Raw genomic sequence first — 21,871 nt, 5'->3', positions numbered from 1 at the left:
CTTTAATACTTTCGTATTCTTTGTGTTTTCTTTCTACTTTGTTTTTTAGTATCTCAATATGTCAATGAACTTTTGATCTCTCGATCTCGTGGAGAATATCGGAGTCGAACCGATGACCTCCTGCGTGCAAGGCAGGCGCTCTAGCCAGCTGAGCTAATCCCCCGTCTCAGTGATCAGTTAACAGTCTACAGTTAACAGTAACTTTAAACGGTTAGCCAACACCTAGAATTTCCTCTTTTTTTAAAACTAAAATTAGTAGTCCCGGGCAGACTCGAACTGCCGACCCCTACATTATCAGTGTAGTACTCTAACCAGCTGAGCTACGAGACTCTGTATTTTTAGCTTTAATTTTTGAACTAACAGCGAGAGTAAAACTCATCTCGAATAAACCGTATCGATTTCTCTAGAAAGGAGGTGTTCCAGCCGCACCTTCCGGTACGGCTACCTTGTTACGACTTAGCCCCAGTTACTAGTTTTACCCTAGGCAGCTCCTTACGGTCACCGACTTCAGGTACCCCCAGCTTCCATGGCTTGACGGGCGGTGTGTACAAGGCCCGGGAACGTATTCACCGGATCATGGCTGATATCCGATTACTAGCGATTCCAGCTTCATAGAGTCGAGTTGCAGACTCCAATCCGAACTGAGACCGGTTTTATAGATTCGCTCCTTATCGCTAAGTGGCTGCTCTCTGTACCGGCCATTGTAGCACGTGTGTGGCCCAGGACGTAAGGGCCGTGATGATTTGACGTCATCCCCACCTTCCTCTCGGTTTGCACCGGCAGTCTCGCTAGAGTTCCCGACATTACTCGCTGGCAACTAACGATAGGGGTTGCGCTCGTTATAGGACTTAACCTGACACCTCACGGCACGAGCTGACGACAACCATGCAGCACCTTGAAAGACGTCCGAAGAAAGTCTAGTTTCCTAAACTGTCGTCTCCCATTTAAGCCCTGGTAAGGTTCCTCGCGTATCATCGAATTAAACCACATGCTCCACCGCTTGTGCGGGCCCCCGTCAATTCCTTTGAGTTTCACACTTGCGTGCGTACTCCCCAGGTGGGATACTTATCACTTTCGCTTAGCCACTCAGATTTGCATCCGAACAGCTAGTATCCATCGTTTACGGCGTGGACTACCAGGGTATCTAATCCTGTTCGCTCCCCACGCTTTCGTCCATCAGCGTCAATCATTTGTTAGTAACCTGCCTTCGCAATTGGTATTCCATGTAATATCTAAGCATTTCACCGCTACACTACATATTCTAGTTACTTCACAAATATTCAAGCCTTACAGTATCAATGGCAGTTTTCTGGTTGAGCCAGAAGATTTCACCACTGACTTATAAGGCCGCCTACGGACCCTTTAAACCCAATGATTCCGGATAACGCTCGCATCCTCCGTATTACCGCGGCTGCTGGCACGGAGTTAGCCGATGCTTATTCTTACGGTACCGTCAAGCCGGTATACATACCAGTGTTTCTTCCCGTACAAAAGCAGTTTACAACCCATAGGGCCGTCTTCCTGCACGCGGCATGGCTGGGTCAGAGTTGCCTCCATTGCCCAATATTCCTCACTGCTGCCTCCCGTAGGAGTCTGGTCCGTGTCTCAGTACCAGTGTGGGGGACCTCCCTCTCAGGACCCCTACCCATCATCGTCTTGGTGTGCCGTTACCACACCAACTAACTAATGGGACGCATGCTCATCTTGTACCGATAAATCTTTAATAATAAAGTGATGCCACTCTAAAATACCATGAGGTATTAATCCAAATTTCTCTGGGCTATCCCCTGTACAAGGTAGATTGCATACGCGTTACGCACCCGTGCGCCGGTCTCAAGTTAGCAAGCTAACTCTACCCCTCGACTTGCATGTGTTAGGCCTGCCGCTAGCGTTCATCCTGAGCCAGGATCAAACTCTTCATCGTAGTATTTTTAATTTCGTACGATACTTGGTCATTCGTCTAATTAATTCGCCTTACTCTCTTTTTTGTATGCTGTCAATTCAATATGTCTATGAACGTGTCTTCTTTTTTATTCTCGCTATTCTTTCGTTTAGCGGGTGCAAAAGTACAACTTCTTTTTTAACTGGCAAGCTTTTTTTTAATTTTTTTTTTCAAAAATTTTAAAACTCGTTTTTTCAGTATTTTTTCGTTAAAATTAAAACCTTAACGCTTCCAAAGAACTCTCATCTTGCGGAGGGCAAAGATACTGTGTTTATCCTTTACAATCCAAATATTTTTTCAAGTTTTTTTCAAAATATTTTTCCCGTTTTAACACCCTTTCTATGAACCTCTCAAACCTCCCTAAATCGCTTTATTTAAAAACATATCTCGGCTGATTTGCGGGTGCAAAAGTAGTAGCTTTTTCCATTCTCGCAAACTTTTTTATGCCTTTTTTTTAAAGTTTTTTTTACTAACCCTGAAACACAATAACTTACAAGAAAAACTTTTTTTAACCCTTCTAAATATATAACAAAAATGAAGTGCTAAATAAGAAATATCTCTAACCAATTAAAATGTGAGCTTAATCGAATTATTCAAAGAATAACTATTGTTTACCGAGTTCTTTTGCTTTACGCTCTTCTCTCGCTTTTTCAATTTTGGCTCTCCAAGTTGCAGCCAATTCTTTTAAATCTATAGGAATTGCAGGATCCTGCTTAACTAAATGCCCTTGACGAAAAGCTGTAACCAGTATACTTTCGATATGAAAATCTTCTAATTCGTCAAAAGGCCGGTATTCTTCTTTGAGATCAATATTAAAAAGTTTAGCTGTATTGTTTGACCAAAAAGCCTTCCAACCGCTTTTATAATCTTTAATCAAATCAAAAGTCGACTCACCGGTTTGTCTGTAAATTAACTTCACCAGAATCTGTCCGTCTTTACGAGATAGTTTCTTCAATCGAGGTTCAAACTCTTCCTGCAGGTACTTCTCTACTATTTTAAAGTATTTCTTTTTTTCTTTTTTAGTTTTCAACTTAGCCATTGTTTCATTAAGCTGCTTAAGTTTTTCAGCAGTAGCTTTTGCATAAGGATAAGTTTTATACACCCTTCTCTTTAATATAAGTAGCTTTCTCCGTTCAGCCTCTAAAGCGGTTTCTTCTCTGGAAACTACCACTTCTTTTAATTCTATTGAATATAAAACAGCCGAATCCTGTGCCGTTACTTTTAATGTATCGGCTTCCTGTGACCATAAAAAGTTATTAATTCCTATTATAAAAAGAAAAACAGCTATTCTCATACCTTAAAAAATCAAATCAAAAATAAGCAAATAATCATAAGTGTACGAATCTATTTCATAATTTAGCAAAAAATTAAATTTTATGAGTACAAGTTCAATACTAAATGAAAAATCACTGGAATTTTTAGAGCAATACTTGAATAATGCTTCTCCGACAGGCTATGAGTCTTCCGGTCAAAAAATATGGATGGATTACCTAAAACCTTATGTTGATACTTTTATTACGGACACTTACGGAACAGCTGTAGGTGTTGTAAATCCGGATGCTCCTTATAAAGTAGTCATTGAAGGGCATGCTGATGAAATTTCATGGTATGTTAATTATATTACCGATGACGGTTTGATCTATGTTATCCGAAACGGAGGTAGTGACCATCAGATCGCTCCTTCAAAAAGAGTTAACATTCATACTAAAAAAGGAATTGTAAGAGGTGTATTCGGTTGGCCAGCCATACACACAAGAACCAGAGATAAAGAAGAAACAGCCAAAGTAAGCAACATCTTTATTGATTGCGGATGCGACAGTAAAAAAGAAGTGGAAGAATTAGGTATACATGTAGGTTGTGTGATAACCTACCCTGATCGATTTGAAGTTTTAAACGGAAATAAATTTGTATGCAGAGCTATTGATAACCGTATGGGTGGTTTCATGATTGCTGAAGTAGCCCGTTTAATTCACCAAAACAAAAAGAAACTTCCCTTCGGATTATACGTTGTCAATTCCGTTCAGGAAGAAATTGGTTTACGCGGTGCTGAAATGATCACACAAACAATCAAACCTAATGTTGCTATCGTAACTGACGTTTGCCACGACACTACAACCCCTATGATCGACAAAAAAATCGAAGGAGATCTGAAAATGGGTCGCGGACCGGTTATTGCATATGCTCCTGCAACACAAAATATTTTACGTGAGATGATCGTCGATACTGCCGAAGATAACAAAATCCCTTTTCAACGCCACGCTTCCTCAAGAGTTACCGGAACTGATACTGATGCTTTTGCTTACAGTAACGGAGGAGTAGCCTCTGCTCTTATTTCTCTACCGTTGCGCTACATGCACACAACTGTAGAAATGGTACATCGTGAAGATGTTGAAAATGTTGTTAAGCTAATCTACGAGACTTTGCTTAAGATTGAAAACGACAATAGTTTTTCCTATTTCAAATAAATAAAAAAGGCACCTCACGGTGCCTTTTTCTACCTTAACAAATACTAATTATTTCTTTTTCATTGCTTTAGTAAGTAATTGGGCAGCTTCATTTGAATTACTTCTTTTCGCATGATCTAAAGCTGTTAGCCCTTGATAATCTTCTTTTTCCAAATCAGCTCCTTTTTCTATTAACAAATTCATAATCCCTGTATTGTTATACATTGCAGCGTACATTAAAGGAGTCATTCCTCTGGTTGTAGTTTCATTAACATCTGCTCCGTATTCTATCATAATTTTTACTGCCTCTAAATCACCTTTACTGATTGCAGCACACAATGGTTTTGAATCATACATCTCAGAAACCGCTGTATGAGAAACATTAAAATCAGAAGCACTAACTGCTGTTGTAGCCATTACAAGAGCTAAACCTAAATAACCGATCGTTTTTTTCATGATATAAAATTTAAATGATTAATGATTGATGCTAAGTAGACGCTCTCTTTTCTTATTTGTTACAGTATTTTTGTGCAAAAAACTTTATTTAACTTTTATTTAATATTACAAAATGTTCAAGGGTATAAAAAAACCACGCATTGCGTGGTTTTCGTTTTATCTTAAGTTAAAAGTTACTTTTTCAAATAAGCTATAACATTTTTTTCAATTCTGTCTGTAAGATCCGAAATATCAGCTTTTTCAAACTTTTCTCCTGTAATATTTTCATAGAGCTCAATGTATCGATCGGAAACAGATTCTATATATTCCTCTGTCATTTCCGGAATCTGTTGTCCTTCTTTTCCCTGAAAACCATTAGCGATCAACCATTGACGCACAAACTCTTTTGACAATTGTTTTTGCGCTTCGCCTTTGTCTTGTCTTTCCTGATAACCTTCAGCATAAAAATAACGTGAAGAATCCGGTGTATGAATCTCATCTATTAAAACAATTTGTCCGTCTTTAGTTTTTCCGAATTCATATTTCGTATCTACTAAGATCAACCCTCTTGAAGCCGCTATTTCTGTTCCTCTTTGAAATAAGGCACGAGTATATTTTTCTAAAATCTTATAATCTTCCGGAGAAACAATTCCGTTTTCCAAAATAGCTTCTCTTGAGATATCTTCATCATGGACACCGAAATCGGCTTTTGTCGTCGGTGTAATTATCGGCTCCGGAAATTTATCATTTTCTTTCATTCCTTCCGGTAATTCCACTCCGCATAAAGTTCTTTTTCCGGCAGCATATTCACGAGCGGCATGTCCGGACAAATATCCTCTGATTACCATTTCTACTTTGAAAGGAGTACATAAATGTCCTACTGCAACGTTAGGATCAGGAGTTGCTATAAGCCAATTCGGAACGATGTCTTTAGTCAGCTCCATAAAACGTGTGGCTATCTGATTCAGGATTTGTCCTTTATAAGGTATTCCCTTTGGCATCACTACGTCAAAAGCTGAAAGCCTATCGGTAGCTATCATGACTAATAATTCGTCATTGATATTATAAACTTCCCTTACTTTACCTTTGTAAACGGATTTTTGTCCCGGGAAATTGAAATTAGTTGAAGTAATTGTGTTCATTCGGTTGTTTGTAATCTGAGCTTATCTCAGTTGTTTATTTGTAGTTAAACGAATTGTGTATGCAAATGTAATCTGTTTACCAATATTACCAAAAAACAATTTTGCTTTTGTTATAAAAAAAGTCATTTCAATTAAGAAATGACTTTTCACCTTTTACATATTTATTGACCAGACTGAATAGCCTTTTGGCGGACACTCGATTTTAACCCATTGATCACTTTGGGTTGTTGGATACCAACCGGAATTACCGGTAAAATCTTTAATCTGAGTATTGCTCCAGTTTGTTTGTATCCATCTTTCCTGCCATGAATCAGAATTGTTCAGATACACAATTAATCCCGGATTTCCGTTATAACCGTTTCGACGTGCTATATATTCATCAGTATCCGTATAAAGGATCGTTGTATTTCCGGTTGCTTTGTTATTATGTATCCAGATCAGATTGTTCAACTTACTTTTATCTAACCACTCCTCATAATCTCTGTAAAAAATAGTCGGATATCCTTCGTGCGTCAAAATATAAGCATACGCTAAGTATTTATTCCAAATTTCGTCTGTATCATGATTAGTAACAAACGTCACTGCTTTATACGGGTTTCTTTTCCACATCATGTCGTCATTCAAAACATTCAGATTATTTCCGTCAAAAGCATCATTCATTTTATAATAACAAGCAAAATCAAAAACAGAACTATTTGCATTATTAGCCCACCATTCTAAAGTATTTACATTTGAATCCCAATATTCTCCCACAGAAAAACCACCTACACTTGCATTCCAATCGTGAACCACCCATGGCCCGAAGCCTTTTACATAATCAAAACGCCAACCGTCAAACCCTATTGTATTCTTGTAATATTTTGCAACAGCATCTGAACGGTTCCAAAGCCAGTCTTGTACATAAGGATTAGCATGGCAAAGATCCGGATAGCCACCAAATGAACCTTCATCATTATTTCCGTAACTGTTTTTATAGAAATCATGATAACTTCTCAAAAATTTACCGGATGCCACTCCCGAAAAATCAGTCCAGGTATCTGTACCTGTGTAAGGATTCGCCTCAAGTTGACCGCCACTATTATGGTTGATTACAATATCTGCATAAACCTGCATGTTCTCAGTATGTGCTTTATTAATAAGTGACACTAATTCTGCTTTCGAACCGAATCTGGTTTCTACTGTCCCGTTTTGGTTATAGTCTCCTAGATCAAAATAATCTGTCGGATCGTATCCCATAGAATATCCTCCCCCTGTCCTTTTGAAGCAGGTGGCAACCAAATGGCATTTATTCCGGCATCAGACCAGGCCGTTACTTTTCCTTTCACCGTATCCCACCAGACTCCACCGCCTGTAGGATCCCAATAAAAAGCCTGCATCAAAACCCCTCCTCCGGGACCATTTACAAACTTTCCGGTTTCACCGGTATTACCAGTACTAAAAGGTTTTCCATCATGTTTTGTTACCTGAATTGCTTTAAATTCTTTTGAAGAAGTAGAAACGTCTGATTGTTCTTCCTCTTTATCACAAGATAAAAATGAGAACAACACACATGACGCTAAAATTCCTACGTGTTTTTTTAGTTTCATATATTTAGTTTTTAGTGATTTAAAGCCTAAATTAATACAAAATCAATAAAAAAATACACTTAAAAATAAATATATCTCAACTAAAACGTTTTCGTGTTAATAAGTTATTAAAAAAACAAACTTTTTTAATAAATAAAAAGCCGATTACAAATGCAATCGGCTTTTTATAACTATTTTACGACAATTTAATCATGATTTTCAATGCTCTTATAGGCATCAATTATTTTTTTGACCAATTTATGTCTCACAATATCTTTATCGTCTAAATACAACATGCCAATACCTTCCACATCTTTCAATACCAGAATAGCTTCTTTTAATCCCGATATTGTCCTTCTTGGTAAATCGACCTGCCCCGGATCGCCGGTAATGATAAACTTAGCATTGCGACCCATCCGCGTCAAAAACATTTTCATCTGACTATGAGTCGTATTTTGTGCTTCATCTAAGATCACAAAAGCGTTATCCAAAGTTCTTCCCCGCATAAATGCAAGTGGTGCAATTTGTATAATTCCTTTTAAGATGTAATCTTCCAGTTTTTCCGGCGGAATCATATCGCGCAAAGCATCATATAGCGGTTGCATGTAAGGATCGAGCTTCTCTTTCATGTCTCCGGGAAGGAATCCCAGATTTTCTCCTGCCTCTACAGCCGGTCTCGTTAATATAATGCGTTTTACCTGTTTCTCCTTTAATGCTTTTACCGCCATTGCTACTCCGGTATAGGTTTTTCCGGTTCCGGCAGGACCAATGGCAAACACCATATCATTTTTCATAACCAAGTCAACCAGTTTTTGTTGATTTGGCGTCATTGCCTTGATTAATTTCCCCCTACGCCATGTACCAGAATCTTATCTCGGTCGTGCATCTGCTGCGGTTCATGGTTGTCCGTTTCCAAAACACGTAAGATCACATTCTCGTCGATACTGTTGTAACGAGTAAAGTGAAGCATTAATCTGCGAAATTTAGTTTCAAATTCATCCAGAATCTCTTCTTCACCATATACTTTTAAAGTGGCTCCTCTCGCTACAATTTTAAGTTTCGGATAAAATTTCTTAATAGCTTCTAAATTAATATCTTGAGGACCCCAAAAATCTTTGGCAGTGATATCAGTTAATTCAATTATTCTTTCGTTCAAAGGCTTTGTAGTTTAAATTGTTTTTCGTGTCTTAAAATTATATTAGCTTTGTATTCAAATTTAAGAAAAACTAAGATTCATTTTCTAATAAGTTATAAACAAATTTATGTCAATAATTACGCTAACTACTGATTTTGGTTTAAAAGATCATTTTGTTGGGGCAACCAAAGGCAAAATAATATCCGGCTATGAAGAAGCAGTTATCGTTGATATTTCGCATGACATAGATTTGTTCAATACAACTGAAGCCGGTTATTGCATCGCCGCCGCATACAGCAGCTTTCCGAAAGGAACAATCCATATTATAGGTGTAGACAGTGAGCGCAATGATACTATTCAGCATATTGCCATGCAATGGGACGATCATTATTTCATTTGTGCAGACAACGGAATCCTTAGTACCTTGACACAACGCAAGATTCCGCAAAAGATCGTTGCTATAAATATCCACGATCGCTTACAGGAGAACGCAACTGATATGGACGTTTTCACAACTGTCGCCTGTCATATTGCAAGAGGTGGTCATTTGAACGTTATCGGAAAAGAAATCGAAACATTGAAAACCGTTAACGAATTGGTTCCTAAAATTACAAACGAACAAAGTGTTATTAAGGGAAATGTGATCTATATTGACCATTTCGGGAATTGTATCACTAATATTTCCAAAAAACTATTTCAGGAAATGGCACGGGGCAGATCGTTTGAAATTTCGTTCCATAACAAAAAAATTACAACTATTAAAAAATCCTATTCCGATTTTAATACATCCGATAAATTTACCTTAAAAGATTTTGAAGGTGAACGTTTAGCCCTGTTCAATGAAAACGGCTTACTGGAAATTGCTATTTATAAAAGTAATCCAAAAACCGTAGGCTCTGCCCATTCTCTTTTAGGCTTAAAATTCAGAGATGTAGTTACTATAACTTTTTCATAAAAAATACGTTATTATGTTTATACGCATTGTAAAAATGAGATTTCAAGAAGATAAAATTGAGGCTTTCCTTGAAAATTTTCATCAGTTTAAAGATCAGATCAGAAGTTTTGAAGGCAATCATTTACTGGAATTATACCGCGATAAAAATGATCCCAGAACTTTTTTCACTTATAGTTATTGGGAATCGGAAACACATTTAAATAATTACAGGAAATCAGAACTTTTTGGTCAGGTTTGGCCTTTTACGAAAACACTTTTCAGTGATAAACCGGAAGCTTGGAGTGTCGACAAATTAGTCAGTTTATCGTAAAAGCTATTTTGTCCAGATTTTTTGCTAATGCTAAAAAATAGCATAATTTTAAACCGAAATTTTAAATTCATACAATGAAAGCATTGCTGTTACGAGAGATCAAATCTTTTTTTGGTTCACCTATCGGTTACTTAGTGATTGCTATTTTTCTTTTACTCAACGGACTATTCCTTTGGGTATTTGACGGTGATTACAATATTCTGAATTCCGGATTTGCCGATATGACTCCGTTTTTTAGATTGTCTCCATGGATATTTATCTTTTTGATCCCCGCTATTACCATGAGGAGTTTTTCCGATGAGAAAAAACAGGGAACATTAGAATTATTGTTTACCAAACCTTTATCCATATGGGAAATTGTTAACGGTAAATTCATGGGTGCTTTCCTGCTATGTGTTCTGGCACTATTGCCTACCTTGATCTATGTTTGGGTTATCTCCTATTTCGGTAGTCCGCAAGGTAATATCGATATGGGAAGTACTACCGGATCTTACTTCGGTTTATTATTTCTGGTAGCGGCCTATACTTCAATCGGTATTTTTACGTCAACCTTGTCCGATAATCAAATAGTAGCTTTTATCCTGTCTGTTTTCATTTGTTTTTTCTTCTACTTTGGTTTTGACGGCATTGCCACTTTATTAAAACAAAGTAATTCTCTCATTGCTCAATTAGGAATGGACTACCACTTTAAAAGCATGGGTCGCGGTGTGATTGATACCAGAGATATTCTGTATTTCGGAAGTATTACTACTGCATTTTTAGCTTTTACTGTTTATAAACTTAAAACAACAAGAGGATAATGAAGAAGAATATAAAAGCTTTCAAACAGTTATTATTACTACTGCTTGTTTTAGTTGTTGCAAACTTCGGCGGACATTATTTTTTCAAACGTTTTGACTTAACACAGGACAAGCGATATACCTTATCCCCGACTACATTAAACATTATTAAAACTGTCGACAGTCCTTTATATATTGATGTTTTTCTGGAAGGAAATTTTCCGCCGGAATTCCGACGTTTACAGGATGAGACCCGACAATTATTAGAAGAGTTCTCTGCTTACAATTCCAATATTATTTTTCAGTTTGTCAATCCTATTGAAAAAGAAGAAGAGCGTGTTGCCATTATGAAACAATTCTATGAAAGAGGTATGCAACCTCTGAGCATAACGGTTGACGATAAAGGCAAACAAAGTCAGGAAGTCGTTTTCCCTTGGGCAACGGCCAATTATGGTGACAAAGGCTCTAAAATAGCACTGCTTAAAAATTTAATGGGCGCCTCCACAGAACAAAAAGTAATCAGTTCTGTTCAACATCTGGAATTTGCTTTTGCTGAAGCGTTGAACAAAATAACCAAAGAAAAACAAAAGAAAATAGCCATCGTAAAGGGCAACGGCGAATTAGACGATCGTTATATTGCCGATTTTTTACAAACGGTTCGTGAAAGTTATTACATCGGTCCGTTTACACTTGACTCTGTCAGCAAGCAACAACCTGTTGAAACACTCGATGCTTTAAAGAAATACGATCTGGCGATCATTGCTAAACCAACCGAAGGTTTTTCAGAAGAAGAAAAACAAGTACTGGATCAATACATTGTAAATGGCGGTAAAACACTTTGGTTGATTGATGATGTTGCCATCAATTTTGAAGACCTATCTAACGAAACAGGACAAACCGTTGCATTTCCAAGACAGTTAAATTTAACGGATATGTTCTTTGCGTATGGAATTCGTATGAATCCTTTGATTATCAAAGATGAACAAGGGATCCCTATTAAATTAGCAACAGGGCAGCAAGGTAGTCAAACACAATACCAGCAATTCATCTGGCGCTATTCTCCTTATGTTTACCCTATTTCAAGCCATCCTTTAGTTAAAAATATGGAAGGCATCAAATTTGAATTTGCCACACCGATTGAACTGCTGAAGAATGACATCCACAAAACTGTTCTCCTGACCAGTTCAGAATATTCAAGACCTATTGGTTTACCTGCAACTTTTTCACTGGATATGGTTACCGAAGAAACCCGTCCTGAAGATTATACCGGAAAAGGTTTAATGCCTGTAGCTGTACTTTTAGAAGGTAATTTTACTTCCATGTACAAGAATAGAGTGCTTCCGTTTAAAGAGAAGGACTTTAAAGAAACCGGTTCTGATAATAAAATGATTGTGATCTCTGATGGCGATGTCATCAAAAACCAACTGGAAAACGGTGTTCCGCTTGAATTAGGCTTCGATAAATGGACGAATAACCTTTATGGCAACAAAGAGTTTTTAATGAACTGTATCAACTACCTTTTAGACGACACGGGACTTATTAACATTCGCAGCAAAGATGTCGACCTGCCGTTGCTGGACAAAGAACGTGTCTATCAGAATTACACTTGGGCACAAATGGTAACTGTCGGATTACCAATCGGTATCCTGATAATTTTCGGTTTTGTATTTACTTACTTACGAAAAAGAATGTACAGCCGTTAGTTGTTGATAAAATATTGTTGCGTATTGCTGATAATTAAAATATATTTGTGAAAATAAAACCCGATATTGGATTTTTAATAAAAAGATGATGAAGTTTATTGTTTCAAGTTCGTATTTGTTAAAACAACTACAAGTTTTAGGTAGTGTTATTAATAGTAGTAATACCCTGCCTATTTTAGATAATTTCCTTTTTGAATTAGACAATACCCAATTAACAGTTTCAGCTTCTGATCTGGAAACCACGATGTCTGCAACTTTGGAAATTGATTCTAACAGCCAAGGAAGTGTGGCAGTTCCGGCGAAGTTATTGCTGGATATTTTAAAAACATTTCCGGAGCAGCCTTTAACTTTTACGGTTGAAGACAATAATACGGTAGAGATCAGTTCAAATTCTGGTAAGTATGCTATTGCTTATGCACCGGGAGACGAATTCCCTAAAGCTGTTGTTCTGGAAGATCCTTCATCTACAATTGTTCCGGCAGAGGTTTTATCTACTGCTGTTAGCAAAACCATTTTTGCAGCAGGAAATGACGATCTACGTCCGGTTATGAGTGGTGTTTTCTTTCAGTTCTCTCCGGAAGGATTAATTTTTGTCGCTACAGATGCGCACAAATTAGTAAAATATGCCCGCGCTGATGTAAAAGCCTCTCAGGTAGCCGATTTTATCATGCCTAAAAAACCTTTGAATATCTTAAAAGGAATTTTAGCAGCTTCTGATGCTGAAGTAACTATCGAATATAACGATGCTAATGCAACTTTCTCTTTTGATAACTATATCTTAACTTGTCGCTTAATTGACGGTAAGTATCCGAATTATGAAGCGGTAATCCCGAAAGAGAATCCTAATAAATTATTAATCAATCGTGTTCAGTTCCTGAATTCTGTTCGCCGTGTGGCTATTTTTGCCAATAAAACAACGCATCAGATTCGTTTGAAAATCGCCGGAACTGAATTAAATATTTCAGCCGAAGACATTGATTACTCTAACAAAGCTGACGAGCGTTTGACTTGTGACTACCAAGGAGACGATATGCAAATCGGTTTCAATTCCCGTTTCTTAACTGAAATGCTGAACAACTTATCCAGCGATGAAATTCAGTTAGAAATGTCTATGCCTAACCGTGCAGGTATCCTAACACCGGTTGACGGTTTAGATGAAGGAGAAACCGTTACTATGCTTGTAATGCCTGTAATGCTGAGCAACTAAAATTCAAAAAGATATATATATCAATTAGAAAAGCTTCAAAAGCTGAATTCTGATTTTAAGATTTATATAACCAACCCTTAACCTAAGAACCGTATGAACTGTAAAGTGATTACGGTTTTTTATTTTACAATCCCCAAAATGATTTTCGTGACTTCATAATTAATGCAGTATTAACAAAACTATCACTAAAGCTTTTTTAACTTTGCAACTTAAACTAAACCAATGCTACAAAAAGCCTTTCTTCAGTACTTCAATAATTTCAAAGGTTTTTCAAGAGAGATCTGGATTTTAACTCTTATAACCTTTATCAACAGGGCTGGAACCATGGTTTTGCCGTTCCTTTCAAAATATCTGAAGGAAGACCTGAACTTTTCGTACGGTCAGGTGGGGTGGATCATGGTCAGTTTTGGTTGCGGTTCTATGCTCGGATCCTGGTTAGGCGGTAAACTTTCCGATTCCATCGGATTCTATCGTGTTATGATCTTTAGTTTACTAACCAGTGGTTTAATGTTCTTTGGTTTGCAACACATACATACTTTTGAAGCTTTTATCGTTGCTATATTCTTAATTATGGTTATCGCAGATATGTTTCGTCCCGCTATGTTCGTTTCATTGGCTGCGTATGCCAAACCCGAAAACAGAACACGAGCGCTGACCTTAGTTCGCTTAGCGATTAATTTAGGATTTACTGCCGGACCTGCTTTAGGCGGATTAATCATTATGAATATGGGGTATAAAGGATTATTCTGGGTTGACGGAACAACCTGTATCCTTGCCATTGTGATCTTTTGGGCTACTGTAAAAGAAAAAGAAAAATCTAAATATCAAGATGTTAAACATCCGGGAGAAATCTTAACAGCTTCCGTTTTTAAAGATATTCCCTTCTGGATCTTTTTAGCAACTTGTCTCATCAGCGGGATCATTTTCTTTCAGTTGTTTACCACTCTTCCACTCTACCATAAGGAACAGTTTAATATGAGCGAGTATAAAACCGGACTGCTCTTATCATTTAACGGTTTAATGATCTTCTTTATGGAAATGCCATTGGTCAGCTATATTGAGAGCCATCATTTTAATAAAGTAAAAGTAGTAACAGCCGGTACATTTATCATGTCGCTCTGTATGTTCATGCTACTCTTTAATAAATGGGAATCTATTTTGTGGATCATGATGTTCAGCATGACATTCGGAGAGATGTTTGCTTTTCCTTTTTCCAACTCCTTTGCCATGAGCAGGGCTCCGAAAGGACATGAAGGCAGGTATATGGCTATTTTTACTATGAGCTACAGCTTAGCCCATATTCTTTCTGCCAAAACAGGTTTTACCATCATTGAATTTTTCGGTGGTTACCAGACCAATTGGATCATCATGGGAATTTTAGGGCTGATCGGTACACTCTTAGGGATTTTAGTTTTTATTCTGGTTCGCTATGAAGACAAAACATTTAAAAACGTTTTCTTTATTGTACTGGCTAAGTTTAACAAGCTTATCCTACCTAGTTTCACCAAACAAAGACTTGATCCTATTAAAGGTAAAAAATGGCAGAAAGCCATTATTGCATGGCGCTATTATGTTACGGCAAGAGCTTTAGAAGATACTGAAAAACGTAAAATTTAGTTAAATAACTATTTTTATAGTTGTGTAACTAAAAAAATAGTTGTAAGTTTGACTCATCAATGTCGAAACAACTATTGCTATGCAAAAATTAACCAATAAAGAAGAAGAGATCATGCACATTTTATGGAAGCTTAAAAAAGCTTTTGTAAAAGATGTATTGGCTGAGATCGTAGAAGAGAAACCACATTACAATACGCTGTCAACAATAATCAGAAATTTAGAAGAAAAGGGCTATGTTTCTCATACTGCCTATGGCAATACGCACCAGTACTTCCCTATCGTAAGCAAAGAAGAGTATCGCAAAGCTTTTATGAATACGGCTATTTCTCACTATTTTAACAACTCGTATAAAAATTTAGTTTCCTTTTTTGCTGAAGAAGAAAAAATCACTGCTGACGAACTTCGGGAAATTTTAGATCTAATCGAAAAAAAGAAATAGTATGGATGTTTTATGGCTCTACTTTCTTAAGGTAAATGGTTTATTACTACTCCACTATGGTGTGTACCAGCTTTTCTTGAAAAAGGAAACCTTTTTTCAAACTAACCGCTGGTTCCTTATTGCCGGAGTTTTCATTTCTTTTCTCTTGCCTTTATTCAGTTATACCAAGATCATCTGGGTCGACCCGGAACCTCAGGTTCAAAATTATTTTCCTTTTGTAAGCGCTAATTCTACCGCTAGCATTCCCTCAGTGGATGTTACAGAAATACCTATCGACTGGAATTTTATTGCTACTTCTGTTTACAGTATCATTGCTCTATTACTGGCTACTACGCTACTACTTGAGATCTTTTCACTCATCAGAATTTTTCGTCAAGGCAATCGTCGGAAAGAAAATAACATCTGGGTTGTAGAAACCTCGCAGGGTCAAAATCCCTTCTCATTTTTTAATATTTTAGTATACAACAAAGAAAAATTTACAGCAGAAGAGCTTAATCTGATCTTTTTACACGAAAGGGTACATATTGAACAGCGTCATTCTTTTGATGTACTACTGGGAAAAATACTTTGTTTTATCCTTTGGATCAACCCCATATCCTGGTTGTACCGCAAAGCTATTCTCCAAAACTTAGAATATATTGCGGATTCAGAAACGGCACGTTTGAGTAATAATTCTTATCAATATCAAAAAACATTAGTAAAGACTATTATCAATCACAATCAATTATCAATCACCAATCAATTTTATCAATCATTAATCAAAAAACGAATCGTTATGTTAAACACCAATCCATCAAGCAAGAAAAAGATGTGGAAATACACTGTAGTACTTCCTTTATTGACCTTATTCTTTTTGGTATTCCAGATCAAAACATTAGCTCAGGTTAAAGAGCGGGTCTTCATCACTCCTAATGATGAAACAACCGAATTCATCATTACTAAAAACACTACCGATGAAGAAATCAAAAAAGAAACAGCTATTCTTAAAAAAGAGCACGATGTTACTTTCAAGGTTTCAAAACTAAAAAGAAACACAGACAATGAAATTATTGCCTTAGATATTAAGTTCAAAGACAAAGACGGTTCCACCGGAAGAATGTCAGCCAATGGTGATCAGCCGATACAACCGATCCGTTTCTTTAAAGAGGTTGATATGAGCGGAAAAACGAATATGGGTTTCGGAAGAAAACAGCTTCGAACAGTTTTCAAAAAGATCGAAACAATGGGGCCGAAATCAGTCAAAATCGGTGACAGCCTTATCAATATCAAAACAGTAGAGATCCGAAAATCGGGTGATTCCGACCAATCAGAGTTATATATCATCAACGGTAAAGAATACACAAAAGATGAGCTAAAGAATCAAAAGATAGAACTGGAAGAAGGTTCAGTTCTGCAATTGTCTGAAGAAGATGCTATTGAAAAATTCGGAAAAAAAGGAAAAAACGGAGTAATTATCATGAATGGTAATGCTACTTTTAAATACGATGACGATTCTGATGAAGAAGCGATCTATATCGTAAATGGCAAACAAATTTCTCCTAACGAATTTAAAACGCTAAAAACAAAACAAGCTAAAACCGTTCGTGTTTATACTAATACGAATGATGAAGAAGAAACAGAATTCATCATTATGAATGATATGATGGCTGATCTACCAGAACCGCCGGCACCGCCGACATTCAATTTTGACAATTTACCTCCGGCGCCCAAAGCACCTTCCTTTCCAAACCCGCCAGCTTTACCTTCCGATCTTAGTGATGAAAAAGCCATGAAAGATTACGAAAAGCAAATAAAAGCTTTTGAGAAAAAAATGGAGAACATGGAGCCTCAGATAAAAGAATTTGAAAAGAAGATGGAGAAATTTGAAAAAGAAATGCTGAAAAGAGAACCTGCCATGAAAAAATACGAAGAGGCTATGAAAATCTATGAAGAAAAGATGAAAGCTTATGAGGAAAAAATAGGGGCTTATCAAAAGAAACTGGAAAAAATGTATTAAATACCTGAATATCTACTAACGGAACTTATTCCATCTAAACTTTCTGAGCAAAAAAATCCCTTGGTACATTCGTCCAAGGGATTTTTTTATTTCTTTTAAAAACACTGAATATCAACTGTGTAGTTTTTACAGCTGTATTTTTTATTATTTTTTTCTTTTTTTGATTTGCAGGTTACACAATTATGGCTATATTTGCACCCACAAAACAATGGCCTCGTGGCGCAACTGAATAGCGCATCTGATTACGGCTCAGAAGGTTACAGGTTTGAATCCTGTCGAGGTCACGATATAAGGACAATTTTTCCTCCTTAGTGCTACAAAAACCTTGGGTTCTCCAAGGTTTTTTTTATTTCTAAATGTGTCATTTTGTATCATTTTGTATCATTTTCTTTACCCCCATTTTTTCCCCCTTAAAAAAATAACAATCCTAACGCAATTTGTTAAGCTAGTACTGTTTAAGTGTTTTTTTTGTTATTTTTTAAAAAAGCGAAATTATTGAATATCAATAACTTAAACACATTTATTCATTAAATGTAATCTTTTTCTTACTATTTTAGCTCTCGTAAAATATGCTTGACCTGTTATTAAGTAAGAAAATAAAATCATGAAATTAAATTATTCAGTTAAACCTATCCTACGCACAGATAAAAAAAGAAAAGATGGAAAATGTCCAATTAACTTAAGAGTTACATTAAATTCTAAAGTATTAAAACTTCCTTTTGGAGAATATACAGAAGAAGTCAATTGGAATAAAAAAGAAGCCTGTTTTAAAGAACCAAAAACTAGCATTAGCAATGAAATGCTAGATAAAGAAGTAAGTAGAATAAAAGATTACATTAGAGAACAAAGAATTAGTGGAAAAGAAATAAACTTAGAATCTATAAAAAACTTTTATTCTAACAACAATACAACCGACTTGTTTTTTGTTTTCAATATGTTTACTGCTAAGAAATTTAAAGAAATCGAAACTGGGACACAAGAGCATTATAAATTACTAAAAAAACGCTTACAAGAATTCAAACCTAATGCTAAAGCAGAAGACATTAATTTAAAGTTTATAGAGAAATTTGACGACTTCTTACGAGAGAGAAGTAATATTAAAGAGAGTGGTTTATTTAACAGACATAAAAACCTAAAAACATTTATTCTGTATTTAATAAAAAACAACTATATAAAAGATAATCCATACAGAGATTTTAAAATGCCTAAATGCAACCAAAAATTTGGATATGTAACCGAAAAAGAATTAGAAAAAATATTAAATACAGATTTTTCAGATCACAAGAATGCAGAAACTATAAAACAAATTAAAGATATGTTTTTATTTTCTTGTAATACAGGATTAAGATTTTCAGATGTAGTAGCTCTAAAATGGGAAAATGTTATAAACATGAATCACATTGTATTAAACACTAAAAAAAACAATAAAAAAGCAACTATTCCTTTAAGTAGAAATGCTAAATTAATTTTAATGCAACATAAAAAGCATAGGTTAGAACAAGTTTTCCCTAAAATCACAAATGCACATACTAATAGAGTATTAAAAGAAATTGCGAAAATCTGCGATATAAATAAAAATGTTACTTTTCATATGGGGAGGCATTCTTTTGCAACAATTTTAGCTAACTACAATGTAAATCCTTTCCACATTGCACAGTTAATGACTCATAGCAGTATGAAACAAACAATGACATATGTTAATTCATCTGTTGAATCATTAAATAAATCAATAGAAAATATTAGTGTATTTAAGTAAAGTCTTTAAAAAACTCTTCGGGTGTAATATTGTGAATAGATAATATTTTAAAAAATGTTTTAAGAGTAATGTTTTTTCCTGATTCTACTCTCCAATATTGTACCCTATTTATTTCGTTTTCAAAAGCAAAATTCTCATAGCTAGAATAATTACTATCTATTCTTAGTTGTCTTATTTTCTCTGCAACTTTTTTAATGTTGGCTTCTATATTTAAATCAGCTTCACTCATATAAAAGCCGAAATTCAGACATTTGTATATTATATGTTACCTATTATAATAGACTTTACTATATTTGCTTAATTTAAAAACACTTTATTATGAAAAAATTACTCTTGTTTATTGCTTTTTTATGTTTTTCTACATCAAATGCACAAATTAATAATCTAAAAGAACTACTAATTGCTTCAGAGTTATCTTTGGAATCACTTACAGAGGAATTACAATATGATGGCTGGTCTATAGAAAGACCAACAGAAAAATTTAAAGACAATGGAAGAAAAGTAGTTGGAACTTATTCGTTTACATTCACTCAAAAGAAACAATTATTAAGAAGAATTATAATAATGGACACTTCGGATGGTACTACTTTTCAAAATACAAAACTAATAATTAAGGATAAAACGCTATATAACTTAATAGTTAAAAATTTACCGCAAAACGGTTATTCATTAATTAAAAAGAATGGAAATGAAAGTTTATATAACGACGGTCGTAATGCGATTATGCTTACAGAAAACTATTCACAAAAAACTCTTGGAACAGGAGTTTATGAAATATCAATTTTACTCAATGCTATAGAATAAATAGAATAATCTCTAAATTTTTTAAAAGCCCAATTAAGGGCTTTTTTTGTGTTTTGTTAAAAACTTCTTCAAATTGTCAATAACTTTTGCTGTTTTTTAGCCAAAATTCGTGTTGTGACTTTAGTTAATAGTATTATAAATCAAAATTTTAAAAATATGAAAACTAAAAACCCTTTAGACAAAAAGATTAATTCTTTAGAACAATTGTTAATCAAACTAAAAGCACAAAGAGAAGAAGAAAGACTTAATTATTTAGTAGAAAAAAAAGTAGAAGAAATTCTAAAATTAAAAATAGAAGAATTTAATCCAACTGCAAAAACTGCTTTCACAATAAAAGAGGCAGAAAAAATGTATTCAACTTCAAGGTCTACATTAGAAAGAGCTATAAGAGAAAATAAGCTTCCTGTAATACAAAAGCAAAGTTTTGGCAATCGCTTAATAAAAAAAACAGACCTAGATAATTTATTCTTTAACACAAATAAAAAATAATCATGGATAATATTACAATAATACTTAACAATAGAAAACTTTCAAGAGCTATTTTAAATGATTTCCAAAATGGCAATAATCCATATGTATTACCTAACACAGAAAGTAAAAACTTTATTGGTGAAAAAACTGTTTTTGTATGCTATTATATTTATTACAATAAAGTTAATTTTCAAGATAATGAAAACCAACCTTATATGAAACTTGTATATAGAGAATCAAGTAAGGGAACAATTATAGAAATTCGCAATAGTATTAGAAAATGGTTTTTAGGAAAAAGAAGCATTCAAGAAATAAATTTTTATGAATTTGAAGTTTGTTTAAAACATTTAAGCAATATAATATTTAAAGAGGAAAGTACAATTTATAATGGTATCTTAAGGCGAGTAGAAATAGGAAAAACAATAAAAATTAGTAACGATTTTGGAACAAGATTGCTCTTTAATACATTTTCACATAAAAACTATAAAAAGAGGGTTAATTATCCTCTAGAAACCTTGTATTTCATGACCGCCGACGGAAAAAACAATGTTAAGATATACGATAAAGGTTTAGAAATGCAAAAGAAAAAATTATTTAGTCAAAACTTTTATAGTGTATTTAGTAAAAAATGGATGCTTTTAAGATTAGAACAAAAAATACATGTAAGTACAAATGATTTTTTTAAAAGAAATAACATTAAAACAGTTAGGGATTTTTGTAATCAAAAAGAAGAAATAATAGATTATTGGATAAAACAAATGACCAATCTAGAGTATCTAGAATTAATTAACGAAAATGAATTAGATTTTTTAAAAACAAAAAAAAGAAACGTGTATTATGAATTCTTAATATGTAAAGGAATAGAGCGTATAGGATTAGACCGCTTATATGGATTGTTGCAAAAATTAGAGGATAATCCCAACAGAAGATACAAAATAAAGAGTACTTTAATTTTAAAATTAGAAAGCTTTAAAGTGGAAAAACATCAACTTACAAAACAAATAATGAAAAGAATTTTAGAAAAACAAGCCTACAACGGATTTCTAGAAAGTCAAAAAATAAAATTACCACAGTTCCGTCATAATAAGGTAATAATATAACTCTAGAATGTATAATATTAAACAATCTATAGAGTAATAGCGAATTTTTTCCGCACAACAAGTACAGGCTT

17 protein-coding genes, 3 tRNA genes, 1 rRNA gene and 2 pseudogenes are annotated in these 21,871 nt (G+C 34.8%); 14 read left to right on the top strand and 9 right to left on the bottom strand.

From position 1 onward, the window contains the following. Nucleotides 1-89 precede the first annotated feature (89 nt). The 4 genes from DI487_RS13450 to DI487_RS13435 form a co-directional block, all read right to left on the bottom strand. Nucleotides 90-163 (bottom strand) — tRNA-Ala (locus DI487_RS13450). 93 nt (nt 164-256) lie between these two features. After that, a tRNA-Ile gene (locus DI487_RS13445) sits at nt 257-330 on the bottom strand. A 77-nt stretch (nt 331-407) separates the two neighbouring features. Continuing rightward, nucleotides 408-1,924 (bottom strand): 16S ribosomal RNA (locus DI487_RS13440). A gap of 622 nt (nt 1,925-2,546) precedes the next feature. After that, the gene (locus DI487_RS13435) at nt 2,547-3,236 is read right to left on the bottom strand and encodes a DUF4294 domain-containing protein (RefSeq protein WP_109570098.1); all 690 of its coding nucleotides are present in this window, start codon (nt 3,234-3,236) and stop codon (nt 2,547-2,549) included. Between the two features lie 82 nt (nt 3,237-3,318). Here DI487_RS13435 and DI487_RS13430 point away from each other — a divergent pair, with 82 nt between their 5' ends. Next, a complete protein-coding gene (locus DI487_RS13430; RefSeq protein WP_109570097.1) occupies nt 3,319-4,407 on the top strand; it encodes a M42 family metallopeptidase in 1,089 nt (362 codons plus the stop codon). A 48-nt stretch (nt 4,408-4,455) separates the two neighbouring features. On the opposite strand, the gene DI487_RS13425 is transcribed toward DI487_RS13430, so the two are convergent. The 4 genes and pseudogenes from DI487_RS13425 to DI487_RS13410 all read right to left on the bottom strand — a co-directional run bounded on the left by DI487_RS13425 (nt 4,456) and on the right by DI487_RS13410 (nt 8,684). Further along, a complete protein-coding gene (locus DI487_RS13425) occupies nt 4,456-4,842 on the bottom strand; it encodes an ankyrin repeat domain-containing protein (RefSeq protein WP_109570096.1) in 387 nt (128 codons plus the stop codon). A gap of 173 nt (nt 4,843-5,015) precedes the next feature. Further along, nucleotides 5,016-5,963 carry a phosphoribosylaminoimidazolesuccinocarboxamide synthase gene (locus tag DI487_RS13420; RefSeq protein ID WP_109570095.1) on the bottom strand — a complete coding sequence of 316 codons (948 nt, stop codon included), beginning with the start codon at nt 5,961-5,963 and terminating at the stop codon, nt 5,016-5,018. Between the two features lie 153 nt (nt 5,964-6,116). Then, nucleotides 6,117-7,549, bottom strand: a pseudogene (locus tag DI487_RS13415) (alpha-amylase). Between the two features lie 185 nt (nt 7,550-7,734). Next, nucleotides 7,735-8,684: pseudogene (locus DI487_RS13410) on the bottom strand (PhoH family protein). A gap of 106 nt (nt 8,685-8,790) precedes the next feature. Here DI487_RS13410 and DI487_RS13405 point away from each other — a divergent pair. From DI487_RS13405 to DI487_RS13360, 10 genes are all read left to right on the top strand, one after another. After that, nucleotides 8,791-9,618 carry an SAM hydrolase/SAM-dependent halogenase family protein gene (locus tag DI487_RS13405; protein WP_109570094.1) on the top strand — a complete coding sequence of 276 codons (828 nt, stop codon included), beginning with the start codon at nt 8,791-8,793 and terminating at the stop codon, nt 9,616-9,618. Between the two features lie 13 nt (nt 9,619-9,631). Further along, on the top strand, nt 9,632-9,928 hold the full coding sequence (locus DI487_RS13400) for a putative quinol monooxygenase (RefSeq protein ID WP_109570093.1): 297 nt from the start codon (nt 9,632-9,634) through the stop codon (nt 9,926-9,928). 74 nt (nt 9,929-10,002) lie between these two features. Then, nucleotides 10,003-10,728, top strand: a complete 726-nt coding sequence (gene gldF / locus DI487_RS13395; RefSeq protein ID WP_109570092.1) for a gliding motility-associated ABC transporter permease subunit GldF — start codon at nt 10,003-10,005, stop codon at nt 10,726-10,728. Next, complete coding sequence (gene gldG, locus DI487_RS13390; protein ID WP_109570091.1) at nt 10,728-12,410, top strand: gliding motility-associated ABC transporter substrate-binding protein GldG; 1,683 nt, start codon at nt 10,728-10,730, stop codon at nt 12,408-12,410. The genes gldF and gldG overlap by 1 nt, the downstream gene beginning before the upstream one ends. A gap of 88 nt (nt 12,411-12,498) precedes the next feature. Next, nucleotides 12,499-13,617 carry a DNA polymerase III subunit beta gene (dnaN, locus tag DI487_RS13385; protein ID WP_109570090.1) on the top strand — a complete coding sequence of 373 codons (1,119 nt, stop codon included), beginning with the start codon at nt 12,499-12,501 and terminating at the stop codon, nt 13,615-13,617. Nucleotides 13,618-13,839: 222 nt separating this feature from the next. Then, the gene (locus DI487_RS13380; RefSeq protein WP_109570089.1) at nt 13,840-15,234 is read left to right on the top strand and encodes an MDR family MFS transporter; all 1,395 of its coding nucleotides are present in this window, start codon (nt 13,840-13,842) and stop codon (nt 15,232-15,234) included. 79 nt (nt 15,235-15,313) lie between these two features. Further along, nucleotides 15,314-15,673 (top strand): BlaI/MecI/CopY family transcriptional regulator, encoded by a 360-nt coding sequence (locus tag DI487_RS13375; protein ID WP_109570088.1) that lies wholly within the window; start codon nt 15,314-15,316, stop codon nt 15,671-15,673. Between the two features lies 1 nt (nt 15,674). Beyond that, nucleotides 15,675-17,669, top strand: a complete 1,995-nt coding sequence (locus tag DI487_RS13370) for a M56 family metallopeptidase (protein WP_109570087.1) — start codon at nt 15,675-15,677, stop codon at nt 17,667-17,669. A 210-nt stretch (nt 17,670-17,879) separates the two neighbouring features. Further along, nucleotides 17,880-17,953: transfer RNA gene (locus tag DI487_RS13365), tRNA-Arg, on the top strand. 320 nt (nt 17,954-18,273) lie between these two features. Then, the gene (locus DI487_RS13360; RefSeq protein ID WP_109570086.1) at nt 18,274-19,425 is read left to right on the top strand and encodes a site-specific integrase; all 1,152 of its coding nucleotides are present in this window, start codon (nt 18,274-18,276) and stop codon (nt 19,423-19,425) included. Here DI487_RS13360 and DI487_RS13355 read toward each other — a convergent pair. Next, nucleotides 19,418-19,654 (bottom strand): helix-turn-helix domain-containing protein, encoded by a 237-nt coding sequence (locus DI487_RS13355; protein ID WP_109570085.1) that lies wholly within the window; start codon nt 19,652-19,654, stop codon nt 19,418-19,420. The two genes, DI487_RS13360 and DI487_RS13355, sit on opposite strands and share 8 nt — an antisense overlap. Nucleotides 19,655-19,743: 89 nt before the next feature. On the opposite strand from DI487_RS13355, the gene DI487_RS13350 reads away from it, so the two are divergent. From DI487_RS13350 to DI487_RS13340, 3 genes are all read left to right on the top strand, one after another. After that, nucleotides 19,744-20,229, top strand: coding sequence for a hypothetical protein (locus DI487_RS13350; RefSeq protein WP_109570084.1), 486 nt, complete (start codon nt 19,744-19,746; stop codon nt 20,227-20,229). 156 nt (nt 20,230-20,385) lie between these two features. Beyond that, entirely contained in the window at nt 20,386-20,718 is a 333-nt protein-coding gene (locus tag DI487_RS13345) for a helix-turn-helix domain-containing protein (RefSeq protein WP_146193476.1), read from the top strand. Between the two features lie 2 nt (nt 20,719-20,720). Continuing rightward, nucleotides 20,721-21,800 carry a hypothetical protein gene (locus tag DI487_RS13340; protein WP_109570082.1) on the top strand — a complete coding sequence of 360 codons (1,080 nt, stop codon included), beginning with the start codon at nt 20,721-20,723 and terminating at the stop codon, nt 21,798-21,800. The last annotated feature ends 71 nt before the right edge of the window (nt 21,801-21,871 follow it).

This window comes from Flavobacterium sediminis (assembly GCF_003148385.1).
Lineage (GTDB): Bacteria > Bacteroidota > Bacteroidia > Flavobacteriales > Flavobacteriaceae > Flavobacterium > Flavobacterium sediminis.
The sequence above is the reverse complement of the archived record's forward strand: the minus strand, read 5'-3'. Positions and strand labels throughout refer to the sequence as shown.